The organism is Candidatus Desulfofervidus auxilii (assembly GCF_001577525.1).
Classification (GTDB): Bacteria; Desulfobacterota; Desulfofervidia; order Desulfofervidales; family Desulfofervidaceae; genus Desulfofervidus; species Desulfofervidus auxilii.
This window is the reverse complement of record NZ_CP013015.1, coordinates 735,274-758,476: the sequence shown is the minus strand read 5'-3', so window position 1 is coordinate 758,476 and position 23,203 is coordinate 735,274. Positions and strand designations below refer to the sequence as shown.

At 34.0% G+C, this 23,203-nt stretch carries 28 protein-coding genes and 2 pseudogenes; 2 read left to right on the top strand and 28 right to left on the bottom strand.

All coding sequences use genetic code 11. From position 1 onward, the window contains the following. The 13 genes and pseudogenes from HS1_RS13320 to flgF all read right to left on the bottom strand — a co-directional run. Positions 1-204 (bottom strand): annotated as a pseudogene (locus HS1_RS13320) (hypothetical protein); the annotation flags it as partial. A gap of 313 nt (positions 205-517) precedes the next feature. Continuing rightward, a complete protein-coding gene (locus tag HS1_RS03860) occupies positions 518-1,984 on the bottom strand; it encodes a C1 family peptidase (protein ID WP_066061167.1) in 1,467 nt (488 codons plus the stop codon). Positions 1,985-2,123: 139 nt separating this feature from the next. Next, a complete protein-coding gene (locus tag HS1_RS03855; RefSeq protein WP_066061164.1) occupies positions 2,124-2,405 on the bottom strand; it encodes a type II toxin-antitoxin system RelE family toxin in 282 nt (93 codons plus the stop codon). Further along, positions 2,405-2,632, bottom strand: a complete 228-nt coding sequence (locus HS1_RS03850; RefSeq protein ID WP_066061161.1) for an antitoxin, RHH family protein — start codon at positions 2,630-2,632, stop codon at positions 2,405-2,407. Before HS1_RS03850 ends, HS1_RS03855 begins: the two co-directional genes overlap by 1 nt. Before the next feature lie 726 nt (positions 2,633-3,358). Further along, positions 3,359-4,267, bottom strand: coding sequence for a flagellar hook-associated protein FlgL (gene flgL, locus HS1_RS03845; protein WP_066061158.1), 909 nt, complete (start codon positions 4,265-4,267; stop codon positions 3,359-3,361). Between the two features lie 10 nt (positions 4,268-4,277). Continuing rightward, positions 4,278-5,957: a flagellar hook-associated protein FlgK gene (flgK, locus tag HS1_RS03840; protein WP_066061155.1), complete on the bottom strand. Its 1,680-nt coding sequence runs from the start codon at positions 5,955-5,957 to the stop codon at positions 4,278-4,280. Positions 5,958-5,981: 24 nt separating this feature from the next. Continuing rightward, positions 5,982-6,473 carry a flagellar export chaperone FlgN gene (gene flgN, locus HS1_RS03835; protein ID WP_066061152.1) on the bottom strand — a complete coding sequence of 164 codons (492 nt, stop codon included), beginning with the start codon at positions 6,471-6,473 and terminating at the stop codon, positions 5,982-5,984. Next, positions 6,451-6,765: a rod-binding protein gene (locus tag HS1_RS03830; protein WP_066061151.1), complete on the bottom strand. Its 315-nt coding sequence runs from the start codon at positions 6,763-6,765 to the stop codon at positions 6,451-6,453. Before HS1_RS03830 ends, flgN begins: the two co-directional genes overlap by 23 nt. Beyond that, positions 6,743-7,954, bottom strand: coding sequence for a flagellar basal body P-ring protein FlgI (locus HS1_RS03825; RefSeq protein WP_066061150.1), 1,212 nt, complete (start codon positions 7,952-7,954; stop codon positions 6,743-6,745). The genes HS1_RS03830 and HS1_RS03825 overlap by 23 nt, the downstream gene beginning before the upstream one ends. Then, positions 7,938-8,615, bottom strand: coding sequence for a flagellar basal body L-ring protein FlgH (locus HS1_RS03820; RefSeq protein ID WP_066061146.1), 678 nt, complete (start codon positions 8,613-8,615; stop codon positions 7,938-7,940). Before HS1_RS03820 ends, HS1_RS03825 begins: the two co-directional genes overlap by 17 nt. A 2-nt stretch (positions 8,616-8,617) precedes the next feature. After that, positions 8,618-9,334, bottom strand: coding sequence for a flagellar basal body P-ring formation chaperone FlgA (gene flgA / locus HS1_RS03815; protein WP_066061143.1), 717 nt, complete (start codon positions 9,332-9,334; stop codon positions 8,618-8,620). Between the two features lie 3 nt (positions 9,335-9,337). Then, on the bottom strand, positions 9,338-10,120 hold the full coding sequence (flgG, locus tag HS1_RS03810) for a flagellar basal-body rod protein FlgG (RefSeq protein WP_066061140.1): 783 nt from the start codon (positions 10,118-10,120) through the stop codon (positions 9,338-9,340). 12 nt (positions 10,121-10,132) lie between these two features. Next, positions 10,133-10,849, bottom strand: coding sequence for a flagellar basal-body rod protein FlgF (flgF, locus tag HS1_RS03805; RefSeq protein WP_066061138.1), 717 nt, complete (start codon positions 10,847-10,849; stop codon positions 10,133-10,135). 244 nt (positions 10,850-11,093) lie between these two features. Here flgF and flgM point away from each other — a divergent pair, with 244 nt between their 5' ends. Further along, positions 11,094-11,405 (top strand): flagellar biosynthesis anti-sigma factor FlgM, encoded by a 312-nt coding sequence (gene flgM, locus HS1_RS03800; RefSeq protein WP_066061135.1) that lies wholly within the window; start codon positions 11,094-11,096, stop codon positions 11,403-11,405. Between the two features lie 66 nt (positions 11,406-11,471). Next, on the top strand, positions 11,472-12,026 hold the full coding sequence (locus HS1_RS03795) for a PilZ domain-containing protein (RefSeq protein WP_066061131.1): 555 nt from the start codon (positions 11,472-11,474) through the stop codon (positions 12,024-12,026). Between the two features lie 13 nt (positions 12,027-12,039). Here the strand turns inward: HS1_RS03795 and HS1_RS03790 are convergent, their stop codons facing one another. The 15 genes and pseudogenes from HS1_RS03790 to HS1_RS03725 all read right to left on the bottom strand — a co-directional run bounded on the left by HS1_RS03790 (position 12,040) and on the right by HS1_RS03725 (position 23,201). Beyond that, complete coding sequence (locus HS1_RS03790; protein WP_066061128.1) at positions 12,040-12,648, bottom strand: GGDEF domain-containing protein; 609 nt, start codon at positions 12,646-12,648, stop codon at positions 12,040-12,042. Between the two features lie 57 nt (positions 12,649-12,705). Next, positions 12,706-13,140: a hypothetical protein gene (locus tag HS1_RS03785; protein WP_066061125.1), complete on the bottom strand. Its 435-nt coding sequence runs from the start codon at positions 13,138-13,140 to the stop codon at positions 12,706-12,708. Then, complete coding sequence (locus HS1_RS13005; RefSeq protein ID WP_156469369.1) at positions 13,137-13,295, bottom strand: hypothetical protein; 159 nt, start codon at positions 13,293-13,295, stop codon at positions 13,137-13,139. Before HS1_RS13005 ends, HS1_RS03785 begins: the two co-directional genes overlap by 4 nt. Further along, positions 13,292-14,011, bottom strand: coding sequence for a FliA/WhiG family RNA polymerase sigma factor (locus tag HS1_RS03780; RefSeq protein ID WP_066061122.1), 720 nt, complete (start codon positions 14,009-14,011; stop codon positions 13,292-13,294). Before HS1_RS03780 ends, HS1_RS13005 begins: the two co-directional genes overlap by 4 nt. Positions 14,012-14,017: 6 nt before the next feature. Further along, positions 14,018-14,848 carry a MinD/ParA family protein gene (locus HS1_RS03775; RefSeq protein WP_066061119.1) on the bottom strand — a complete coding sequence of 277 codons (831 nt, stop codon included), beginning with the start codon at positions 14,846-14,848 and terminating at the stop codon, positions 14,018-14,020. A gap of 146 nt (positions 14,849-14,994) precedes the next feature. Continuing rightward, positions 14,995-16,071 (bottom strand): flagellar biosynthesis protein FlhF, encoded by a 1,077-nt coding sequence (locus tag HS1_RS03770; protein WP_066061117.1) that lies wholly within the window; start codon positions 16,069-16,071, stop codon positions 14,995-14,997. Further along, a complete protein-coding gene (flhA, locus tag HS1_RS03765; protein WP_066061114.1) occupies positions 16,061-18,121 on the bottom strand; it encodes a flagellar biosynthesis protein FlhA in 2,061 nt (686 codons plus the stop codon). The genes HS1_RS03770 and flhA overlap by 11 nt, the downstream gene beginning before the upstream one ends. Continuing rightward, positions 18,114-19,157 (bottom strand): flagellar biosynthesis protein FlhB, encoded by a 1,044-nt coding sequence (gene flhB / locus HS1_RS03760; RefSeq protein WP_066061111.1) that lies wholly within the window; start codon positions 19,155-19,157, stop codon positions 18,114-18,116. Before flhB ends, flhA begins: the two co-directional genes overlap by 8 nt. 8 nt (positions 19,158-19,165) lie before the next feature. Next, the gene (gene fliR / locus HS1_RS03755) at positions 19,166-19,930 is read right to left on the bottom strand and encodes a flagellar biosynthetic protein FliR (protein ID WP_066061108.1); all 765 of its coding nucleotides are present in this window, start codon (positions 19,928-19,930) and stop codon (positions 19,166-19,168) included. 3 nt (positions 19,931-19,933) lie between these two features. Then, positions 19,934-20,203 (bottom strand): flagellar biosynthesis protein FliQ, encoded by a 270-nt coding sequence (fliQ, locus tag HS1_RS03750; protein ID WP_066061105.1) that lies wholly within the window; start codon positions 20,201-20,203, stop codon positions 19,934-19,936. Between the two features lies 1 nt (position 20,204). Further along, positions 20,205-20,978: a flagellar type III secretion system pore protein FliP gene (gene fliP / locus HS1_RS03745; RefSeq protein ID WP_066061102.1), complete on the bottom strand. Its 774-nt coding sequence runs from the start codon at positions 20,976-20,978 to the stop codon at positions 20,205-20,207. After that, complete coding sequence (locus HS1_RS03740) at positions 20,975-21,325, bottom strand: FliO/MopB family protein (protein ID WP_066061099.1); 351 nt, start codon at positions 21,323-21,325, stop codon at positions 20,975-20,977. The genes fliP and HS1_RS03740 overlap by 4 nt, the downstream gene beginning before the upstream one ends. Before the next feature lie 24 nt (positions 21,326-21,349). Then, a pseudogene (gene fliN / locus HS1_RS03735) lies at positions 21,350-21,610 on the bottom strand (flagellar motor switch protein FliN); the annotation flags it as partial. Between the two features lie 102 nt (positions 21,611-21,712). Next, entirely contained in the window at positions 21,713-22,675 is a 963-nt protein-coding gene (gene fliM, locus HS1_RS03730; protein ID WP_066061096.1) for a flagellar motor switch protein FliM, read from the bottom strand. Positions 22,676-22,685: 10 nt separating this feature from the next. After that, entirely contained in the window at positions 22,686-23,201 is a 516-nt protein-coding gene (locus tag HS1_RS03725) for a flagellar basal body-associated FliL family protein (protein WP_066061093.1), read from the bottom strand. Positions 23,202-23,203 lie beyond the last annotated feature (2 nt).

Sequence of the window (23,203 nt, the reverse complement as noted above, 5' to 3'; positions counted from 1 at the left end):
TCCGTATCCATTCTTTCCTTCAATTGCAAATGATATTATCCCACCTTCTCTTTTCTCAATCTCTCTAAATTCTCTAACTGCCTTATAAAATTCACTGAATTTGTGTGCTATCTTCTGGTCATACAAAATCTGTTCTTCATCATCCATGATAATTATGTGATGATTATCACTGCCAATATCGATTCCTCCAGATAACCTTTTCACGCCTCACCCTCCTTTATGTTTGATATTTTATGGCTCTGCCAATACCTTTATCCCGTCTATAATAGCCACTTAAAGGCACCTTTCCATTAGACAGGGTATTGGCAGGAGAACATCCGGCAATTCAAACCGAGTCACAATAATTCAACATTATTGACTGACCCCGTTAGCCACAAATGTTCCCCTAGCCATTTATCATTTATATCACATAAAGAAGGCTTCTTAATTTCATTCCCTATTTTTTACTCTCACTTTTAATTATAGACCCCAAATTGTGATGACAAATTGATGACATTGCTTGGGGAGTAAGGACTTATCACTCGCCAAGAAGTAGCATTATAATGGGTGTAATGTCTGTGGTAGGGGTGAAAGTAGAAGTAGCAAGTGCCTTTATACAAACATTTGTCAAATCATAATAACCACAAATATCATCCCAAGTTACCCCATCACAACTTACAAAACTTTCTCCAGAATTGCATGTAGCCCCGCTTGAATAATTATTGATTTTTTCTTCTATTCCTAACGGATATGCATCACTACTGGTTGTTGTAAATTTAACTATTACAAGAAAATAACTGTCTTTTTCCACATATACTGGTGTGTTTAAATCAATAGTATAATAACCTGGCTCAGAGATACTGCCTGTTTGTGTTATTGCAGGAGAACCAGAGATATTATTGGGATTGTTGCAATTTTTATATACCCTTATTTCATAATCAGCAGGCTCGTATGCAAAAAATGATACAGCCTCTATCTTTTGAAATTTATTGGCTCTAAAGACATTTGCCCCATAAATAGTATTGCCACAACCCAGGGCATTCTCCAGTCCAAGTTCATCATACTGATGTATAGTAAAGTTTCCATTATTTAAATCAGGCTTGTCTATAAAGTAGGCATTGGTGTTAAAGGCAAATGCTGTGTCATAATATGAAACATAAAAATAACCTCCTTCTCCAAAACCTTCTCCCCAACTGTTTCTGACAATCCATGCCCCTGGGTTTGATGCTTGTGTTTCTTTATTGTCATCCCAACCCACTATGACAACGGCATGATTGGCATTCTCTGTCCCATTGTAATAATAGGTATAGGTGCTCTTATTGTAAAAATCACCATCCCAATACATACTGGTATAAACAGCGCCATGATAATATACAGCCTGTTTTAAATATTGATTGTCATTTGTATTTGCCCTTCCTGGCAACCAAACGATATCTTCTATATATTTAACCCTTGGACAGTTAGGGCTCCCACCTGGATTTGGATATTGGTCACAACTTTCAAGCACAGGGCCATCTCCCCTTGCTAGATAGGCAGAACTCATAGAGATATTTCCACCATCATTAAATCCAGGGTCAAAGCCATGTTTATTTACCAAATTGTTTTCAGAAAAATCATAAGCAGGTTGACTTAATTTTAAAAGGTCTGATTCTAAAGAGCCATAGGTGGCAAATGCCCAGCATGTGCGGTATGGATTTTGATCTTTTATTGGTGTAAGCAGGCCTTCATCTCTCAAATCATATCTGTTTGGTAGCGTTAGTGCTTTCAATTCCTTTTCAGGTTTATGGGGCCTTAATTTAATAGGATTAGGGATTAAACCCAGCGGATGTTTCCCAGTAAGCCTTTTTGGGACTTTACCCTCTTTAATCTCTTTAATAAATTTCTCAAATGCTGGATTTATAGGTGAGGATTTAAATGGAAAATCCTTTGCTGTTACCAGATTTGTACCTAAAAACAAGTATAACAAAAAAGATAAGATGTAAAATTTGTCACCTTTTAATTTCATTTATCTTACTCCTTAAGTTATTTATAAATTATTTATCAAAACACACTAATCTTGACAAGTAAAATCTTATGAAAGTTCCAGAGGCAATTAAATGTATTTTGTAAGTTTGACCCCACACTGCATCCCAGCAGGACAAGCATTACACTTTAATGCGCATATGAACTTTATCATATACCTCTTTTCTATGTCCTATTTTTAGGATAATAATATTCTTTTTTTCCATCTTGTAAATAACTCTATAATCACCTACCCTTAACTTGCGATAGCCTTGCAAACTCCTTTTTAGTGGTTCCCCATACTTTAATGGTTCTTTTAACAATCTTTTTTCTATTGCCCTTTTAATTCTATCTCTTATGTTATTAGGAATCTTAGGAAGGTCTTCTTTTTTTATATCAGGATGATAATAAAGGCAATATTCCATTATTTCCAAATGTCTTTATGAGATAATGCCTTTTCATAAGAAAAAGTCTCATCCCTTTTTTCTGCTACCTCATTCCAGTAGATATCTTCATATATCTCTAAAGACTCTTTGATCAAATCCCTGGCCAAAAGTGATAAGGAAATTCCCTTTTTTTTAGCGATTTTGCTTAATGTTTGATAAACTTCATGTTCTAATACCACATTTAATCGTGGATTTTTTGTAGGCATTTTCATCACCTCCATTTGAAGTGTAACGTTTATGATGAACTATGTCAATGGCCCTATATAAGTCAAGCAAGGCATTGAGCTGAAGTTTTTTATTTCCCTATATTTCAAGAATACGGAGGCCGAAAAGTAGCTCATACTCAACTTTGACACCTTAAAATCAAAACTTGCCTATATTTGGCCATTTTTCACCCCTGTCTGCCGACAGGGGGCATACTTACGGGGTTTCTTGTAGAACAAACGAAGATTTGGGGAATCCAATCTCATTGACAATTTCATAACAATTTTGTAAAAGTTTTATTCTAGCTAAGTCAGAGGCAGTTAACTGTATTTTGTAGGTTAGACCCCAATTCCACTACAACTGCGAAAGGAGGGGGAAAATGACTTTGCAATCTTCATTTTACAATTGCCGTAAGGCTATCTTGCCCTTCGGGAAATCGCCTTCGGCGACTTCGTGAATACAAGATGATGGACATTAGAAAAATACCAAATCTTAAAATGACAAATGACAAAGCCCAAATGTCAAATCAAGCCCATTTGGCATTTGGATTTTGAAATTTGGATTTTTTATTTTTGTTAAATTACTTATGGCCTGACTTTGACGTAGCCCTGGGTATTTGGACAATTCCATTTTTAGTCACAGATTTTTTTAAATAAGCCCCGATGTCAAAAAATTGACTTCTAATCAATAAACCAGTAAAGTAGCCAATTTTAAGTGGGAATTAATACTTACAGGTAATTTACTAAGCTTATTTGAGTAATCTTAGTAGAGGATAGAAGTGCTGCTTGGTAAATAGCCTCTTTGGATTTTAGCATTGTAATGGCTTCTGCAATATCTGTATCTTGAATGGTAGATAACCTTTCTTGCAAATCTAACTCACTTTGTGAAAATATATTTTTTCTTATCTCTAGCCTATTCATCTTTGCGCCTATATCTGAAATGTTATTACTCAAACGTTGATGAATTTGATCAAGATTATCCAACTCATTTTGTATACCAGAAATATCATTATTTTCTAAAGCATCTCTCAATCTAATAAGCACAGAAAAGGCATAACTTTCTTCAGTTTCTTCACCAAATATCTCTGTGCCATATTTACCAATTTTTATATAATTGTTTTGAGAAATCTTTATTTTTATAGAATTTTTATCTCCATTATATGTTACACTGGTGATTTTTCCATCTGCATTCTCTGTTACTTCAAATGGTGAAGTGTCTGTTTTATACCCAGAAAATATGTATTTTTTCTGAAACTTTGAATTTGCTAGAGATACCATTTCCCTTAAGATAGCATCTATTTCCATAGCTGCATCTTTCCTCTGTGCTGCATTGTAAGTATCATTTGCCATCTGAACTGCAATTTCTTTGGCCCTTACCACAGTTTCCATACTGTTTTGGATCACACTCTCCATATCTCTAAGCCAATTGTTTCCAAATTCTACGTTTCTTCTGTATTGTTTTATAGAAGAAAGTAATTTTTCTATTTCTAAAATATTAACTGTGCCTATAGGGTCATCTGAAGGATGTCTGATTTTTTTCCCACTAGATATCATTTCATTTAAATTTTTGATATCTTCGGTGATATTACCTAAATTTTCAATTATATGGCTATATATAATCTTTTGTGTTACCCGCATGTCAATTACCTTATTTTATTTGTAATAAGTCCTCAAACATTTCATCAGAGGCTTGCATAATTTTAATGCAAGCCTCATAAGCACGTTGAAATTTAATCAAATTTGTCATCTCTTCATCTAAAGAGACACCCTGAATACTCTCCCTTCTTTCTTTAAGACTTGAAAGTAGAGAGTTATGAAAATCATGGTTTCTATAAGTGCCTCGGGCTTTTATACCAATTTCCCCTACCAGTGAACTAAGATAACCATTAAAGGTATCCCCAAGTTCATCAATGGAGTTATCCTGCAAATTTGCTATTTCTTGTGCATTTCTGCCGTCACCAGGGGCGAAACTCCCATCGTTCTCTATTTTAGCAGCGGCAATATATTCAGGGTTATCAGAAACTAAAGAATTAATACCTATATCTTCTGCATCCTTACCTGTAAAAAATGTGTTAATACCTAATGCCATAAGGATATTTGATGAATCATCTGAAAACCCAAAAGAATAGCCATCATCTGCTATTAATTGTAATTTTCCATCTACTATGTTTGCCGTCAGATTATTTACATTAGTATTAATATAATTCCTCAAATCATTGAGTGACCATCCTGGCTGGATAGTAATCTGATTTTGCACAACTGTTCCAGAACTGTCATAGACCCAAATTGTGAATTGGTTACCTTCTACTATCTCATCCCAAAAATCTAAGCCTGAGGCTTGACTTGCTAGTTGAGCATTGGGGTCAGTAACTTCATAACTGCCTGTGGTTTCATGGAATAAAGTAAGTCCTACTCCCTGGCTATGCTGTTTGTTTACTTCTTTTATAATGCTAGTTGCTAACGCATTTAGCTTATTCTTATATTCTGGAATGACTTCATCTCTCATATTAAGCAGTCCTGCTATTTTCCCACCATTTATATCATCAGTTATATCTATTTCACTGCTTCCTACTTTCAATATAATCCTGAAATTGCCACCTGAATCTGTTTTCACTTCTAAGCTGTTATAATCCTTTCCCTGAACAAGAGTGCTTCCTTTACCTATGAATATGGAAATTTTACCATCTTTATCTTCAATATGGTGATTTCCTACAAGTTTTGAAAGCTCTTCTATCAAAAAATTCCTTTTATCTCTTAAGTCATTGGCATTTTCTCCACCTGCTTCGAATTCTGCAATCTTCACATTTAATTGGGCAATTTGGCTGGTTATGTTATTGATTTCTTCCACTGTGGTCTCAATTTCAGAATTGGCATTAAGCCTTAAATTTTCTAAGTCTTGATACATGGTATTTATTTTATTTGCTAGCTCCTGTCCATTTTCGATAGCTGCTATTCTTTCAGCTAGACTGCTGGGATTATTGGCAATTTCTTCCCAGCTATTAAAAAAATCACTTAGTGTTGCCCTCAATCCCGAATCTTCTGTTTCATTAAATATACCCTCAATATTTTCTAAATATTTTTTCCCCACTTCTAAATCAAAAACCACTGATAATTTTGGGTGTATCATACTAGTGGTAAATATATCATAGGCACGAATTATATGAGGAACTTTTACTCCCCCAATAGGAGCAATAGTTTCAAGGATAGGTATTTGACGGCAGTATCCTGGCGTATCTGCATTAGCAATATTATGACTGGTAACATCCATTCCCTTTTGTTGAGCAATAATTCCTGTCCAGGCAATATTTAATGCATCAATAATAGACATATTTAGCCTCAATCTAAATGTTTATTATACCTTCTGATTAAAAAAATGTGCTTGTGACGAAAACTCCTTTCCATCCTTTCTATAACTATGCAATTCAGAAGAAGAATTTATAAACATATAGATACAATCACTTATACAATTTAAGGAATCTTGAATAAACTCCTTGTTTTGCCTGTTTGTAAACTCAATTAATTCACTCAAAGATATAATTTCCCTATAAACATGGCTGATTTCTTCTCTTAAATGACTCCTGGGTATTTTCTCTATAAGTCTTTTTAGAGAAATGTTAGGTTCAAATTCATTTAATATATTTTTCACAGACTCTTTGGCCAATTTGATTTTTAAAAGAATATTTTGTTTTTGTTTGTTCATTTCATATAGCTCATCTAATGAAGGGTCAATGATAAACATTTTCTCCTTTTCTAAACAACTTAAAAGCTCTTCAAGAAGTAATATATATTCTCTCAGCAAAATGAGTAAATTTTCCAAACTTTTATTTTTTATCGTCATGAGCATCTAAAACCTTTAATTGATTATAAAGTATTTCCCCTATCCCTATTCCTCCTGCTTTAGAAATGTGGAGTGAAATCTGTTGGTCAATAAGGGAGTTATAAATATCCTCATATTTACTATGCAATAACGGAGATTTCAAACTAGAATTCCGCATAGTTTTTAACATATAATGAATAAATAGGGATTCAAATTCAGCGCATACCTTCCTTAATTTCTCTTGACTCTTGCTCCTTGCTCCTTGATACTGGATACTAGAGGGAGCCATTATGGAGTTATATAATTTCCAATTCTGCATGCAGAGCTCCTGCAGATTTAATAGCCTGAAGGATACTTATTAAATCTCTAGGGGTGACTCCAATAGCATTTAGTGCCCTTACCAATTCTCCAATAGTAGCTGTTTTAGGTAAGATGGCTAATGGTTTCTTTTCTTCTTCTATTTTTATCTCTGTTTCAGGAACTATTACAGTTTGACCTCCAGGAACAGTAACCATTCCTTTTTCAGGAGGAATGACCGCTCCTTTAGTCTCTGGAGGAGGTTCAGGGGCAAATGGATAAGCAGGATAAACCTGTTTTTGTTCTTTTATCTCAATAGTGAGATTTCCATGAGTCACTGCCACTGTAGAAATTTTCACATCTTCACCAATAACTACTGTGCCTGTCCTTTCATTTATTATTACTTTAGCTATAGTATCTGGTTCCACAGAGATATTTTCTACTAAGGCTATAAATTTAACCGGATTGTTCTTATAGGAATCAGGAATATGTAAATCAATAGTTCTTCCATCCACTGGTCTGGCGATATATTCACCAAATCTATGATTTATAGTATCACAAATTCTCAAAATTGTGGTAAAATCGCAAATATCAAGGGTTATATTAAGCTGTTGTTTTCTGGTTATATCAAATGGTATTTGCCTCTCAATAATTGCACCATTTACAATTCTTCCTACTGTAAGGTGGTTTTTTTGAATACCTCCTCCGGCAGCACCTGTTGCTCCAAATCCTCCGATAGAAATAGGACCTTGTGCCAGTGCATAAACCTTACCATCAGCACCTTTTAACGGGGTTAAAGCCAATGCCCCACCTTGAAGACTCTTTGCATCTCCTATGGAAGAAACTAAAACATCAATGGTAGTGCCTATTTTGGCAAAAGGTGGGATATTTGCAGTTACCATAACAGCAGCAACATTTTTTAATCTTATCTTACTGACATCTTTAAAAGGCACATTTATTCCCATATTCCTTAGCATATTGGCCACTGACTGGGCAATAAATTTAATTTGGTCAGTCTTGTCACCTGTCCCATTAAGGCCGGTGACTAAGCCATAACCAATTAGTTGATTAGGTCTCACTCCTTGAATGGATGCAATATCTTTAATCCTTACAGCAAATGAATTAGTTGAAAGGAAAATAGAAAATAGAGAATAGAAAATAAAAATAACATAGAGATGCCTTTTCCCTTTTGTTCTAAAATGGCCAAACATAATCTAAAACCCTAGTTAACCATCCTGGCCTTTGTTTTTCTGAAATTACACCTCTTCCAGAATAAGAAATTTTGCAATTAGCAATATAACTAGAAAGAATGGTATTATTGGGCAAAATATCCTCAGGGCGAATAATCCCTTGTAATACCATTATTTGATCCTCATTGTTAATTTTTATCTTCCTACTTCCGGTAATGACTAAATTATTATTAGGAAGGACTTTAACCACTGTGGCTGTGAGAGTGGCTATTACCTTAGATTCTCTAGCAGTATTTCCACTGCCTTTAAACTGATATTCAAACTTGCTATTAATCATGTTCTTTGGATCAAATCTAGGGTTTTTTTCTGCTAATGCCTTTTCATAACCCAAGAATTTTTCTATTCCTGCATCTAAGGTGCTTGACCGATCAGCATTAGTAGTAGCCTTGTTTGAGGCTTTAGAGGTTTCTACAATATTTACAGTCACTGTATCTCCTATATTTCTGGCAATGGGATCGCTAAAAAGTGCCTTTGAATGAGGAGTCCATATACAACCTTCTTTTGGAGCCTCAATTTTAGGAAATGATATTTCAGGAATTTCTACTTCTTTTAATTGTTTTTTGGGGCCAGCACAGCCCAATAGTATAAATAAAAGGCAAAGTATCCATTTGGAATTTTTCATTTTTAAAATTCCACCTTAACCATTGAATTATTTGCTACCTTTGCATAAATTACTTTTTTAGTATCTATGTTTATAACTTTAATAACATCACCTGGCTGTCCTTTTTCCTTAGCTATTCCCTTAGTGGTTATTTTTAGGGTATCTGATTCTACAATTACAGTTACTACATCTCCTCTTTTTACTGTAGATACAGACTCTAAGAAGTTTTTGGTAATTATCCTGCCAGGGTATATAGAGTGAGTTGCCTTTTTCCCTATCACTTCTTTTATTTCTGTTATAATATTTTGGGGCAAATGGCTAATGTCCCTTTTTAGGAGTTTAATATCCTCTTTTTTAATCACCTGATGTTTTCTTATAAAATGTTTTGCATATATTACTTTTTTGAATACCTTTACCTCACCTATTACCCTGACTAGCTCAGATTTTCCTCCTGACTTAAATCTAATAGCCAGACTTACACGTCCAAGATAGTTGCAACCTTTAGGAGTAATTACTTCATAACTCCAATTACTACCAGGGAGGGTGATTGCATTTTTTACCTCTATATTGGTTATCTGAACATCCTGTTTTTTCCAGGGCATGTTATTCTTTATAAAATTAATATAAATGGCCTTTATTTGATCTACACCTATTTTGATATGATTTTTATTTGCTCCACTGTCTATTGCCCAAACAAAAAGTAATAAAAAGCATAGAACACTGAGACGACCTTTGCCCATTTCTTACCTCTTCACATTGTTGGCCATACGCAGCATCTCATCTGCGGTTTGAATAGCCTTAGAATTTGCCTCATATGCCCTCTGGCAGATGATCATATTGACCATTTCTTGAACTACATCTACATTGGACATCTCTAAATAACCTTGGGCAATAGTGCCAAATCCTTCAATGCCTGGTGTCCCTTCTATTGGTTCACCAGAGGCCTCTGATTGCCGGTAAAGGTTTCTACCTTGACTTAAAAGACCTGCAGGATTGGGGAAAATATATAGTGAAATTGGAGTTTCTAATAAAGGAATGCCATTTTCGTCTAGGCAGACAAAATTACCTCCAGGGTCTACGGTTATAGTAACAGTCTCTGGTGGCACAACTATTTCAGGTTGGAGTCTATCTCCATCTGCTGTGCATACATAGCCATCTCTATCAATTTTAAAGGCACCTGCCCTGGTATACATCTCTTCTTCACCACTTAAAACCATAAAAAACCCTTTTCCTTCTATAGCTAAATCCAATGGGTTTCCTGTGTGGATATAATCACCCTGAGTAAAGACTTTTTGCACTGCTGCAGGCTTGGTTCCCATTCCTATCTGGATGCCAGTAGGGATCTGTCCTCCAGTGGCAGTAGTTGCCCCTGCAGTGCGCATTATCTGATAAAAAAGGTCCTGAAAATCAGGGCGACTTTTCTTAAAACCGGTAGTATTCACATTAGCCAAATTATTAGCAATCACATCCATGTTTAATTGTTGAGCTGCCATGCCTGTGCTGGCTGTCCATAAACCTTTTAGCACTGTTACCCTCCTTTATGTTTTTATGGTTCCTATTTGAGTTATAGATTGATGGTCAGCTTCAATAAATGTTTGAATTACCTTTTGATAACTCTCATAATTTCTTAAAGATTCAATCATCCCCACCATTTCTTCAACCACATTTACATTAGAGCCTTCCAAATACCCTTGAGAGATAGTGTATTCTTTAGAGGTTATAGGTTGTTGTGTAGTTTTAAAAAAACCCAAACCATCTTTTTTAAGGCCCGAATAATTTGAAAAATCTACTATATCCAATTGACCTAAATTTCTGCCATTAGAGGAGATGACTCCAAAGTTATCAATATTTATAGTGTCTAATTTGGGAGGTAAAGTAATTTTGCCTTGCTTACCTAAAACAGGAAAACCTTCTTTTGTTACTAGCACACCTTCAGGGTCAATAGATAGATTTCCCTTTCTAGTAAATCTGATTCCCCTGGGGGTTTGAACTTTTAAAAATCCCCTTCCTTTGATGGCAATGTCCCATTGATTTCCGGTAAATTGAAGTTCTCCTTGAGAAAAGTCAGTTGGAGTATGTTCTACTTTAACCTGGGAGTAGTCTTTAAGATAGGAACCAAAACTCCTAGACACAGAGATTGAATGGTCCTTTTTGAATCCTATACTATTTATATTTGCAAGATTATTTGTGATGATATTGAATCTTATTTGTTCAGTTAGACTCCCAAATATAGCGGAGTAAATTCCTTTGTTCATATTTTTTATCCATATGCAGAAACCATGCCAGGGTCAAATTGGGATTATCTAAGCCATTTTAAGTTCATATCTATTTTTTTTAGATAGGAAATATTTTCCTAAAGGATATTTTTTCCTGTTTAAGAAACGTAGGCACAAATTTTGCAATTAAAGATAAAAATAGATTTGCCGATAAATTTAAGATGAGGCAAAAACTTGAAAAGATTTTTGAACAGAGTTAGCATAATTATAAAAAGGAGGCATTATGAAAATCGGCCATTTACCCCCATCAAAAGTGGACAATACTACTCCACAATCTGAAACAGAAAAGATTTCAAAAACTAAAGTTAGAGATAAACAAATAAAAACAGAATTTGTCTCTGTAGATTTTTCAGATACTTCTAGAATCATAAAAAAGGCTATTGAAAAATTTAAAGAGCTTCCGGAGATAAGAAAAGATAAAGTAGATGCCATAAAGGCCAAACTCAAAAATAACAGTTATTCGGTTACTCCTGAACAGATAGCAGAAAAAATGCTTGAAGAAATAATGGAAGAAATTCATTATAGCAGAAAGTAAGAAAAAAGTTAGCCTTATAGCCCTAATGATAATTTGCTTTTCCATCTCTTAAAAAAGAGGTAAAAAATGGATAATAAAAGGAGATATGTAAGGATACCTCTTGAATTTGAAGTAAAGTTTAGGATAACTTCGGAGGATGAATATAAAGAGCTAAAAAATAAGAAACAGGAAATTCTTTATCTCACCAACTCATATACCTTCACTTTTAGCAGTGAAGAAGAGTTTAGTAATATAGCCCTTAAATCAATTATTAGACTTTTAATTCATTTGGACAATAAAATTGATAATATCTATGAGCTGTTAACCACAGGTAATAAAAATTCTAAAGATATATTTTATAAAGGAATAGGAATGGACATTAGTGGAGCAGGACTCAGGATGGTAACCGGGAAAAATCTTCCCATGAATACCCTTATCTTTGCCAATTTTATATTGTCCAAATTTCCTTTTATTTACATAGAACTATTAGGAAAAGTGGTTAGATGCGAAGCAATTAAAAAAGGGGAATACTCTATAGCAATTGACTTTGTAGATATATCCCATGAAGATAGGGAAAAGATTATTGAGTACATATTTCAGAAACAGAGGCGCACACTCAGGGAAAAGAGAGTAAAGGTTTGAAAATCGTGTGCTGTTAAGACCCAGCCCATTTTTTACCATTTTTATCTTTATACATACGACTATCTGCCATTTTAAAAACCTCTTTTATATCTTTATATTGCCCATATTGGATGTCATATCCTAAGGAAACACTCACTTTCAGTGGGTTATTGTTCCTGTTACAATTATCCTTAATCCGTTTACAAAGGGATTGAACAATTTTTTCATTGACATTCGGTAAAATAACTGCAAATTCATCTCCTCCTATGCGTGCCACTACATCTTCTTTGCGGAATATAGAAGAAAGAATATTCGCTACATACTTTATTAATTCATCCCCTTTAACATGACCAAAAGTATCATTCACAAACTTGAGGTTATCAATATCTATTATAATGATGCCCACAGGATATTTCCGCGTAGTATTCAGTCTTTTCATTTCTTCTTCAAAATAATTCCGATTGTACAAACCTGTTAAAGAATCATGGAAACTTAAGTATTTGAGTTTTTCTTCTAATTTTTTATATTCAATTACTATTTTTTTTAATTCAGCTACCTGCCTTCGTAATTCATACACTTCATTTATGAGCTGTTCTTGAATTTTATTTCCATCCTCTATTCTGTATGGGTCTAAAACAGCCACTAGTGTCAACCTATCTTGAATATACTAAATGCCTTTAAGCAATTTCTGTGCCAAAATTCAAGATTTTGGTATGTCTTTTGCAAATCTATTAGTTCTCAAATTCAATATTAATTCTATTTCATCTTTGGGTTTATTTAGTTTTTGAGCAATCTCATCTATCCCCAAATTTTGTTTATGCAAAACCAGAATTTTATTTTTTAAATTCTCCAAATCTTGTGTTTCTGTATATTCCTGTTTATTCAAATATTTATTGGCTTCTTCTATCTTTTCATTTAATTCTGTAAGCAGTGTTTTTATTATGTGTTTTTTCTCATCTAAATTTTCCTCAAATTGTTGAGAAATTTTTTTAGACTCTTTTAGAAATGTCTCCATAGATAATATAAACTCCTCAGCTTGCTTTTTTATAGACTGCTTTTTTCTAATTTCAGCGATTAAAAATATTGCTAATAGAATCAGTAATCCATCCAGAATAACCTGAATAATTTCCATCATACAAAAATATCTATAATAGTGCCTTTATTCCCCAAAATTGTTTTTTCTGTTTTTTTATGTTTCTTCTTCCCCATCATAGTCTGCTGCTTTAATTTCTTTTTATCTTTACCCACCTGATTAATATCTTTAACTCTGTAAGTTTCAATTACCTTCATTTATCATTTATTTTTAAATCCTGTTTAAGTTTAGCTCGAAGTTTGAGAATTGCCTTGGTATGTATTTGAGAAATCCTTGATTCACTTAACCCTAAAACATAACCAATTTCTTTCATAGTTAATTGGTCATAATAATACATGGATATTACCATCTTTTCTTTCTCTGAGAGTGTTTTTATGGCCAATGCCAATATTTCTTTAATCTCTAAAAGATGAAGTGTCCAATCTTCCGCAATATAATTCTCTATTTCCTCAGCGGTTAAAATCACCATATTTTTACATTCTTCTAGTAATTTATAAAATTCATCACATTCTATACCTAGCTCAGAGGCCACTTCTTCATCGTTTGCTTGACGTCCCAGTTTTTTTTCTAATTTATGATAGGTATCTTCTATAGTTTTTGCCTTTTTTCTCATGGACCTGGGCATCCAGTCCATAGCCCTTAGCTCATCAAGTATGGCTCCCTTTATGCGATAATAAGCATAGGTTTTAAACTCTGTATTTTTTGAAGGGTCGTATTTTTTTATAGCATCTATCAATCCTATAATGCCTGCACTTATCAAATCCTCATAGGAAACATGAGAGGGAAGACGGTGTGCAATCCTACCCATTACATATTTAACTAATGGCATATATTTCATAACTAATTCTTCTTTAATGGGACAAACGACTGATTTTTTTTGTAAAACTTGTTGATAATTTTTTAATTTATCCATACTACCTTAACCCGTATCTAGTGTTCTGGTATCCAGCAATAACCTCTTCCAAAAAAACTTTATATTACCGTCAAAATAAGAAGGAACAGATTGTTGGCATATATTTCTAGCTAAGTCTATGAATTTTTTTGAACAATAACAATTAGGATATATATCTACTACTGGTTTCTGCCTGGCTACTGCCTTTTTAAGGCTCTCATCATAGGGTATAAAACCCAGATATTCAATGGATACTCCATTAAGAAATCTATTTACCACCCTAGTTAATTTTCCATAAATCTCTTTAGCTTGTCTTGAATTGGGAACCCAGTTTACTATTAATTTAAAGTATCTTTGTTTATATTTGGTTGATAGAACCTTAATCGTAGCATAAGCATCGGTTAGAGAGCTGGGCTCGGGAGTAACAATTAATACCCTCTCCTGAGCGGCTATATTAAAATACATTACATTAGAAGATATCCCAGGAGCAGTATCTATAAAAAGAAAGTCTATATCATAGTTTAGAGAATCAATTTCATTAAGTAAAATAAGCTTTTTCTCATAATCAAGCTGTGTTAATTCCTGAATTCCAGATGAAGCAGGTATTATTAACAATCCCTGTGGTATTTCAATAATGATTTCATTTAAGGTTTTATCTCCAGAAAATACATGGCTAGTGTTGTATTTACAAAACAGGCCTAATAACACATCAACGTTAGCCAAACCGAGGTCGGCGTCTATTATCAAAACCTTCTTACCCATATACACTAAACTCAAACCCAGATTAATCACGGTATTGGTCTTCCCTACTCCACCTTTTCCACTAGTAAATGCTATGGTCCTCACTGGATTTTTCATATAAAACTCCTTATTTCTGAATACTTAATTTAGTTCCAACATCGTATTGTATTCCCGAAGGACAAGCGAAGCGCAGCGTGAATACTTGTCGCTTCGCTCCAATGTAAAATGAAGATTGCAAAGTGCAAAGTAATCCAAAACTTTTATCATTTTGCATTTTTCAATTTACATTCTGCATTCTGCATTGAGCCATTGCGCCTAACTAGTATGTTATCTAATATCAAACTAGCAATTTTTGCCTTTGAAGCCATTTCTATATCATGAGGAATCCTTTGGCCTATTCCTATCCAAGAAACGGGAATATGGGTTCTTATCAATTGATTAAAAATGCCACTATATTCTTGAGTTTCATCGATTTTTGTAAAAACATAGCTTTTTATAGGAAATATAGTAAATTGATTATAAATTCTACTTAAATCCTTGTCTTTGGTAGTAGCACTTAAAACCAGGTGTTTTTCAATAGAAGGATGAACCATTAGGATTTCTTTTAACTGATTTAGATAAATTGGATCATTGGGATTTCCTCCTGGAGTATCAATCAGAATAAAATCTTTATTTTTATGATTTTCAATAAATCTTTTAAGTAATTCTGGTTTTGAAATACATTCAAAACACATCCCTATAATGTCTGTATAACCTTTTAATTGCTCTATAGTGCCAATGCGAAAGCTACCAGCCGCGGCCACAGCCAGTTTTCTTCCTTCTAATGCAAATCTAGTTGCCAATTTGGCTATAGTAGTAGTCTTCCCCACACCGGTAGGACCTATAAATGCCCATATCCTGGAATGCTTTTGACTACATAGGTCAATTACCCTTATGCTATCTTTTAAATGAGATAATATGGTAGAAATTAAGGCTTCCTTTTTGTATTCTATCTTTTTAATAAATTTAGATATCCATGTCTCATCAATACCATAGGCTACAAATCTGCTATAAATATTAAAAAGGTCTTTATTTGTTTTAATATTTTCCTCACAGTTGCTTAAAAATTGAATAAATATGCTTTTAATAAATTCTAAGTCTTCTTTTAACTTAATTAATGATGAAGTTTCATCTATCTTTTCTGATGGGTAATCTTTTCCAGCCACTACTTCGGTTGTTTCTAAAAAATTTGAATCATTTACTTTATTTATAGAAAAAATTATGGCATCAGGACCAAGGTCTTTCTTTACTAAATCTAAGGCAGTTTGAATATCTCTTGCTTGATATTTTCTAGTTAACATGTTTTAAGCTCACCCTCTTTTCTATATTTATTTTTACGTTAGGCGGTATTTCATTGGTAGACAATACTACTAATTGGGGCATAGATTGCAGTGTTAGTTTCTTTAAGAACATTCTTATATCCGGAGAACAAAGGATGATAGGATGAGGTAGAGTAGGTGTGGCATTTATAGTGTCTTTTATGCACGTTAAAATCTTTTGCATAATTTCAGGTGTTAAAGAAGCGTTATCTTCCATGCTTTTTTTAATAATTTCTTCAATATCTTGGTCTGTAATTAATACCCTAAGGGTATTGTCTGTTAAATATGGTTTAATAATAGAAGCTGATATGGCTGTTCTTACATATTCAGTGAGTAAATCAGGGTCTTTAATGTTAATTCCATAATCAGCCAATGTCTCTAAAATAGTAAGTGAATCCCTAATAGAAACCCTTTCTTTTAAAAGATTTTTAAGGACTTTTTGAATACTTCCTAATGGAAGAATAGATGGCGTCAACTCTTCAACCAGTTTTGGATACTGCCTAGAAACACTATCAAGTATGTTTTGGACCTCCTGCCGGGTTAAAAGCTCATGGGCATAAGATTTTATTATTTCACTCAAATGTGTAGCTATAATAGTAGATGGGTCAACTACAGTATACCCTGAAACTTGTGCCTTTTCCTTTTCTTTTTCAGAAATCCATAAGGCTGGAAGACCAAAAACTGGCTCCTTGGTCTTTATGCCCTGTATTTTCTCTTTTATCTCCCCTGTTTCTATAGCTAAGTAATGGCCAGTCATAATCTCCCCTCTAGCTCTTTCTATTCCTTTGATCACAATAACGTATTCTCCTGATTTTAATTTTAGGTTATCTATTATATGAACTTTAGGAATAATAATCCCCATCTCAAGGGCAAACTGACGTCTTAAAGCCTTTATTCTTTCTAAAAGCTCGCCGCTTTGTTCTGGGTCTACCAAAGAAATTAAACCATAACCTATTTCCAGTTCTAAAATATCTAAAGGAGGTAAAGACTCTATGGATTCAGTTTCAGGAGTGGTTTTTTTGACTTCCTGTTTAGTCAAGTTTACTTTTTCCATCTTTTTGGCTAGATACCCTAAAAAAGCCACCATAACAGAGAAAATTATAAAAGTTAGATGAGGGAAACCAGGCACTAATCCCAATAAGAATATAATTCCTGAAGCCATTATTATAGCATCAGGTTCCAAGAATATCTGTTTAGCAAATTCTCCTCCTATGCTTTCTTGAGAACTGGCTTTTGTTACCTGAATACCTGCGGCAGTAGAAACAATCAATGCTGGAATCTGAGAGACAAGTCCATCTCCTATGGTGAGCAAGGTATAATTTTGGGCTGCTTCCCCCAATCCCATTTTCTTCTGAAAGACACCTATAATTAATCCCCCTATAATATTTACTAAAGTGATAAAAATTCCTGCAATAGCATCGCCTCTGACAAACTTGCTGGCACCATCCATGGCTCCGTAAAAGTCTGCCTCCTTAGTGATTAAGGCCCTTCTCTCCCTAGCTTCATTTTCATCTATAAGCCCTGCATTGAGGTCTGCATCAATAGACATTTGCTTGCCAGGCATGGCATCCAATGTGAACCGTGCTGCCACTTCTGCAATCCTTGCTGCACCTTTAGTAATTACAATAAAATTGATTACTACCAGTATTATAAATATCACAAATCCTACTACATAATTTCCACCCACTACCACGTTGCCAAAGGATTTTATTACCTTACCTGCTGCAAATGGACCTTCATTGCCATGGAGAAGGATAAGTTTAGTGGATGCCACATTTAGAGAGAGTCTAAAAAGGGTAATCACTAATAAAATAGATGGAAATATAGAAAGGTCTAATGGCTTAACTGTATATAACGCTATGAGAAGTATTATTATAGAAGAAGAAATACTAAATATCAAAAGCATATCAAGCAAAGTAGTGGGTAAAGGAATAAGGATAATTATTAAGATAGCCAATATTCCCAGAGAGAGTGCTACTTCACTTCCCATTTGCATACCTGGATTATCCATCACAGTTACTTTTCTATTCATTCATTTCACCTCTAAGCCTGTAGATATAGGCCAATACCTCAGCTACTGCTTGATAAAGAACTGCAGGTATTTCCTCTCCTATTTCCACCATTTTATATAATGCTTGAGCTAGTTTTTTATTCTGGATAACAGGAATTCCATGAGATTTTGCAATTTCCTCAATTTTTTCTGCAATAATACCTGCACCTTTGGCAATTACCTTAGGAGCATGCATTTCTTCCTTTACATACCTTAAAGCAACAGCTAAATGGGTAGGGTTTTTTATAATCACATCTGCCTTAGGAACATCCTTCATCATTCTTTGTTTTGCCATCTGTCTTTGTAAGCTCCTTATCCTAGCCTTAACCAAAGGGTCACCCTCTGTCTGCCTGAATTCTTCCTTTACTTCTTCCCTTGTCATTTTTAGATTCCTTTCAAACTCCCATTTTTGAAAGGCATAGTCTATTGCTGCAAGAATTACCATAATGGGGGCCACATAAATTATTATCTTAAATGAAACAACCATTAAATATTTAAAAATTGCTCCCACCTCTCTATCCATTAAAGTTATTAGATTGCTTATTTCCCCTTTTATAATGCTAAATACCACAAATCCTACAATAGCAATCTTTGCTATAGACTTAAAAACTTCCACAACCATTTGTTTAGAAAATAGTCTTTTTATACCATTTATGGGGTCTATTTTAGAAAGGTCAAAGGAAATAGCTTCTACACTGAAAAGAAAACCTACTTGAGATATATTAGCCATTATAGCCACTATAAGAACACCAGCCATAATAGGAGTTATCATAAAGGCAAATTCTTTTAAAACCAGATGAGGCAATAGATGGAGCTGTTCCATAGATGGATTCACAAATAGATATTGAGAAAATCCTCTAAATCTTTGATACATATGTGACCCATAAAAATAAAGCACAGTAATGCCGGTAATAAGTGTCATAACACATGGAATCTCACGACTTTTTGCTACTTGCCCCTTTTCTCTTGCTTTCTGTCTTTTTCTGGGTGTTGCCTTCTCAGTCTTATTTTCTGGCACTTCTCCTCCTACCTAGGCATAAGCTTAATTATTTGAATTAGGTTAAAACCAAGAGTATTAAAATTTCCTTTCATAATGTGAAGAAACATATTCAGAGATAGACCCAAAAGAATAAAACCCACTGCTATTTTTAAAGGAAATCCTGCAACCAAAACCTCCATCTGAGGGACTGTTTTGGCTATAATACCTAAGGAAAATTCTGTAAACAGCAATGCTATTGAGACAGGTGCTGCTATCTTTATAGCCAATTTAAACATCTCTCCACTTAAAAAGATTATCTTTTTACAAAGGGCAGTAGTTATAAATAAACTCCCAGGCCTTACCCACTCAAAGCTTAAGATAATGGCTTTGATCAATAAATAATGCCCATTGAGAACTAGAAACATAGTAAAAGCTAAAAGATATGCAAAGTTAGCCAAAAGAGAAGACTGTATCCCAAATTGGGGGTCTATGGCTCCTGGAATGAGAAGTCCCATTTGATAGCCTATCAATTGTCCTGCAAGCTGAGCAGCACAAAATATAAAATTGATTGCCAGACTCAAGACTATACCTATAATTAACTCAGAAATAATCAATAAAACAAAAGAATTAGGTGCTTTTTCTAATGTAATTGTAGGAAACAAAAATATAGTAAATGCCAGTGCCATAGCTGCCTTGGTCATGTTTGGAATGTTTATGTTGTTAAAGAAGGGAAGGGAAAAAAGCACTATACTTATCCGGATCAAAATCAAGAAAAATATCTTAAATTCATCTAAATGAAAACTAATGGTCATACCTTACCTGCCATATTGAGCAATACTTATAATTACGTTTTGAGTAAAACATATTATTTTTTGTGAAATCCATGGTAGAAGGAAAAGTAACATCAACATAACTGCCACAATTTTAGGAACAAATGTAAGGGTCATTTCATGAACCTGGGTTATTGCCTGGAAAATAGCAATCAGTAAACCTACTAAAAGTGCTACTCCTAAAAGAGGGGCTGAGACCAAAAGCATAGTCTCAATCGCCTGCCTTGCAAAACCCATAAGAAATTCAGGAGTCATGTTACATAAACCCCCTTACTAAAGAGCCTACAATCAGATGCCATCCATCTACCAATACAAAAAGTATTAACTTAAAAGGAAGAGAAATCATAAACGGAGGAAGCATCATCATTCCCATAGAAAGAAGCACACTTGCTACTAACATATCTATCATCAAAAAAGGGATATAAAGAATAAAACCAATCTCAAATGCAGTCTTTAGTTCGCTAATCACAAAGGCCGGAATTAAAGTAAGTGTTCCCACTTCTGACTGATTTTTAGGTTTTCTCTGTTTTGAAATATTCAAAAAAAGTGCTAAATCGCTCTTTCTGGTGTGTTTAAACATAAATTTACGAATAGGCTCTACTGCTTGCTGTAATGCCTCTTTTTGAGAAATCTTATTTTCTAAATAAGGAGATAAGGCATTTTTATTTATGTCTTTAAAGACAGGAGTCATAATAAAAAATGTAAGAAATAAAGAAAGTCCAATAAGCAATTGGTTAGGGGGCATTTGCTGTGTGCCTATGGCATGACGCAACAGAGAAAAAACTACACACAATCTGGTAAATGAAGTCATCATGATAAGTATAGATGGGGCTAAAGAAAGTAAAGTGAGAATTAATAATATTTGGATTAAAACCGAAACCTTCTGAGGTGAATTATTTTCCCCTAATTCAATGTGAATACCAGGTATAGAAGTCTCCTGTGCAAACGCCATGGTATACATTGTGAATGTCAGAATCAAGATGCCTAAAGTGGTTTTAATTATTAAGTTTGAAGTCTTAAATTTTCTCATTTATTACCCTTTTGTTTCAGACTCAATACTTTAAACTTAAAACCTCCTGAATTTTGAGCTTTGTCATTGGTCCTTTTTATTATCTCCTCTATCTTCTTATCCTCTATTTTGGTCAAAAATGAGATACTTTTTTCAGATATGCCAATGACCAAAGTTTCTCCACATATTTCTATTAAGGATATTATTTTTTTGGGGGCTATTTGCTGTGTAGCTATAATGCGCATAAGTTTGGGATTTTTATTATCAATTTTTTTGAAAAAGCGGTGTAAAAACAATAACACCCCTAATAAGATAGAAAACGAAGCTACTATTTTCAGTATGATATATGCCATGTTAGATTCATACATAAACTCTCTCCTCCAAAACTTTTATCATTTCAACTTCCTTACTCTTTCCATAGGGCTTAAGATATCAGTTAGACGTATTCCAAATTTTTCATTAACTACCACCACTTCACCCCTTGCCACCAATCTCTGATTGACCAATACCTCTACTGGTTCACCAGCCAGCTTATCTAATTCAATTACAGAGCCCTGTCCCAGTTGAAGAAGGTCATTTATCAATATCTTTGTGCGTCCTAGTTCAACAGAAACTTCCAAGGGAATATCTAAAAGGAATTCAATTTCGCGTTTGTCAACTGTTTTCCTTTTGGCTTCTTGTTCTTCTTTAAAAGCCTCCTCCCAATCTGGTGTTTTTTCTTCCTGTTCTTTTAAAGTCTCCTCCATGTTATCCCCCTATATCTCTGAATTTATTTTAAAGGCCTTGTTTCCCCTTAATACCCCGGCATAACCCAAAAATTTAGGTATTCCTTCCACTTTCAAGGTTAATGGACTTTTAATATCTTTATTTAACTTAATAATATCTCCTTTTTTTAAGCTTAATAAATCTTTCACTTCCAAGATTGTCTTGGCTAATTCTATACACACTTCTACCTTGGTCTCTTTGATTTCTCTTTTCAATCGCTCAACCCAAGTATTATCCTGCTCTAATTGGTGACTTTGAAATCTGGCACAAAGCCTTTCCCGAATAGGCTCTATACTTGAATAAGGTATACATAATGTAATGAAATCTTTTATTTCGCCTATCTTAATAGAATATTTAATAACGATTACCATTTCTGTGAGCATAACAATCCCTGCAAATTGAGGATTAGACTCACTTCTTAAGTACTCTATCTTAATAGGACATACTAATTTCCATGACTTCTCCAAATCTGCTAAGATTTTAAAAACTATCTGTTTTATCAAGTGAGCCTCAATAAGTGTAAAATCCCTTCCTTCGGTTTTGATCTCTGTTTTCAATTTTCCTCCTAAAAGTAGCTCCACAAAGCAAATTGCAATCTTAGCTCCTATAATCAGGAGATTGTGCCCCATTAAAGGCTTCATTTTATAAATGTGAAGACTAGTAGGGACTGGTAAACTCTGCATAAATTCCCCAAATCTCATTACCCTTACCCAAACAGGGTTTACATCAATTATATCTTTTAAAACACTAGAAAGAGAGATTTTTAAATGTTGTGAGAAATGCTCATTCATTACATCTAAAGTAGGCATATCCCCTCTAATAATCCTTTGTTGCTTTGTAAAATCAAAAGGGACAACGCCTTTAGGTGGTTGCTTTGTTTCTGTTTCTATCTCTCCTTCACTTATTCCCTCAAGGAGGGCATCTACTTCTTCTTGTGTCAACACTCTTTCCATTTTATAACCCCTATTGAATTATAAACTCTGTGAAGTATACTGCTGATATATGTCCTGTATTTAAGATAGAATTAATTCTATTTATAATTTCATTCTTAAGGATTAATTTCCCCTGAAGTGTGCTTATTTCTTCAACACTTTTACTTGATAACAGCATTAATAAGGAGTCTCGAATTTTAGGGAGTTTTTTCTCAATTTCTTTTTGTGTGTCTTGGCCTTCTAACCCTAACTCAATTTTTATTCTTAAAAATCTATCTTCTGAAGGATGAAATAGATTGACTATAAAATCATCTAATGCATATGTAGATACAGAAGTAGATATATTTGTATCTGTTTTAGAAGTCTTTACCTCAGTTGATGTTTTTGAAAACTTAGGCAATAACACCCAAGATATAGCTCCAATTGCGATTATAATAACAAAAGCCAATCCCGAAATAATGGCAATTTTTAAGATTTTTTTCTTTCCTGTTTTTTCCTTTTTTTCTTCCTCTTTCTCCTTTCTCATTTCTCTTTTTTCTTCAATCATTT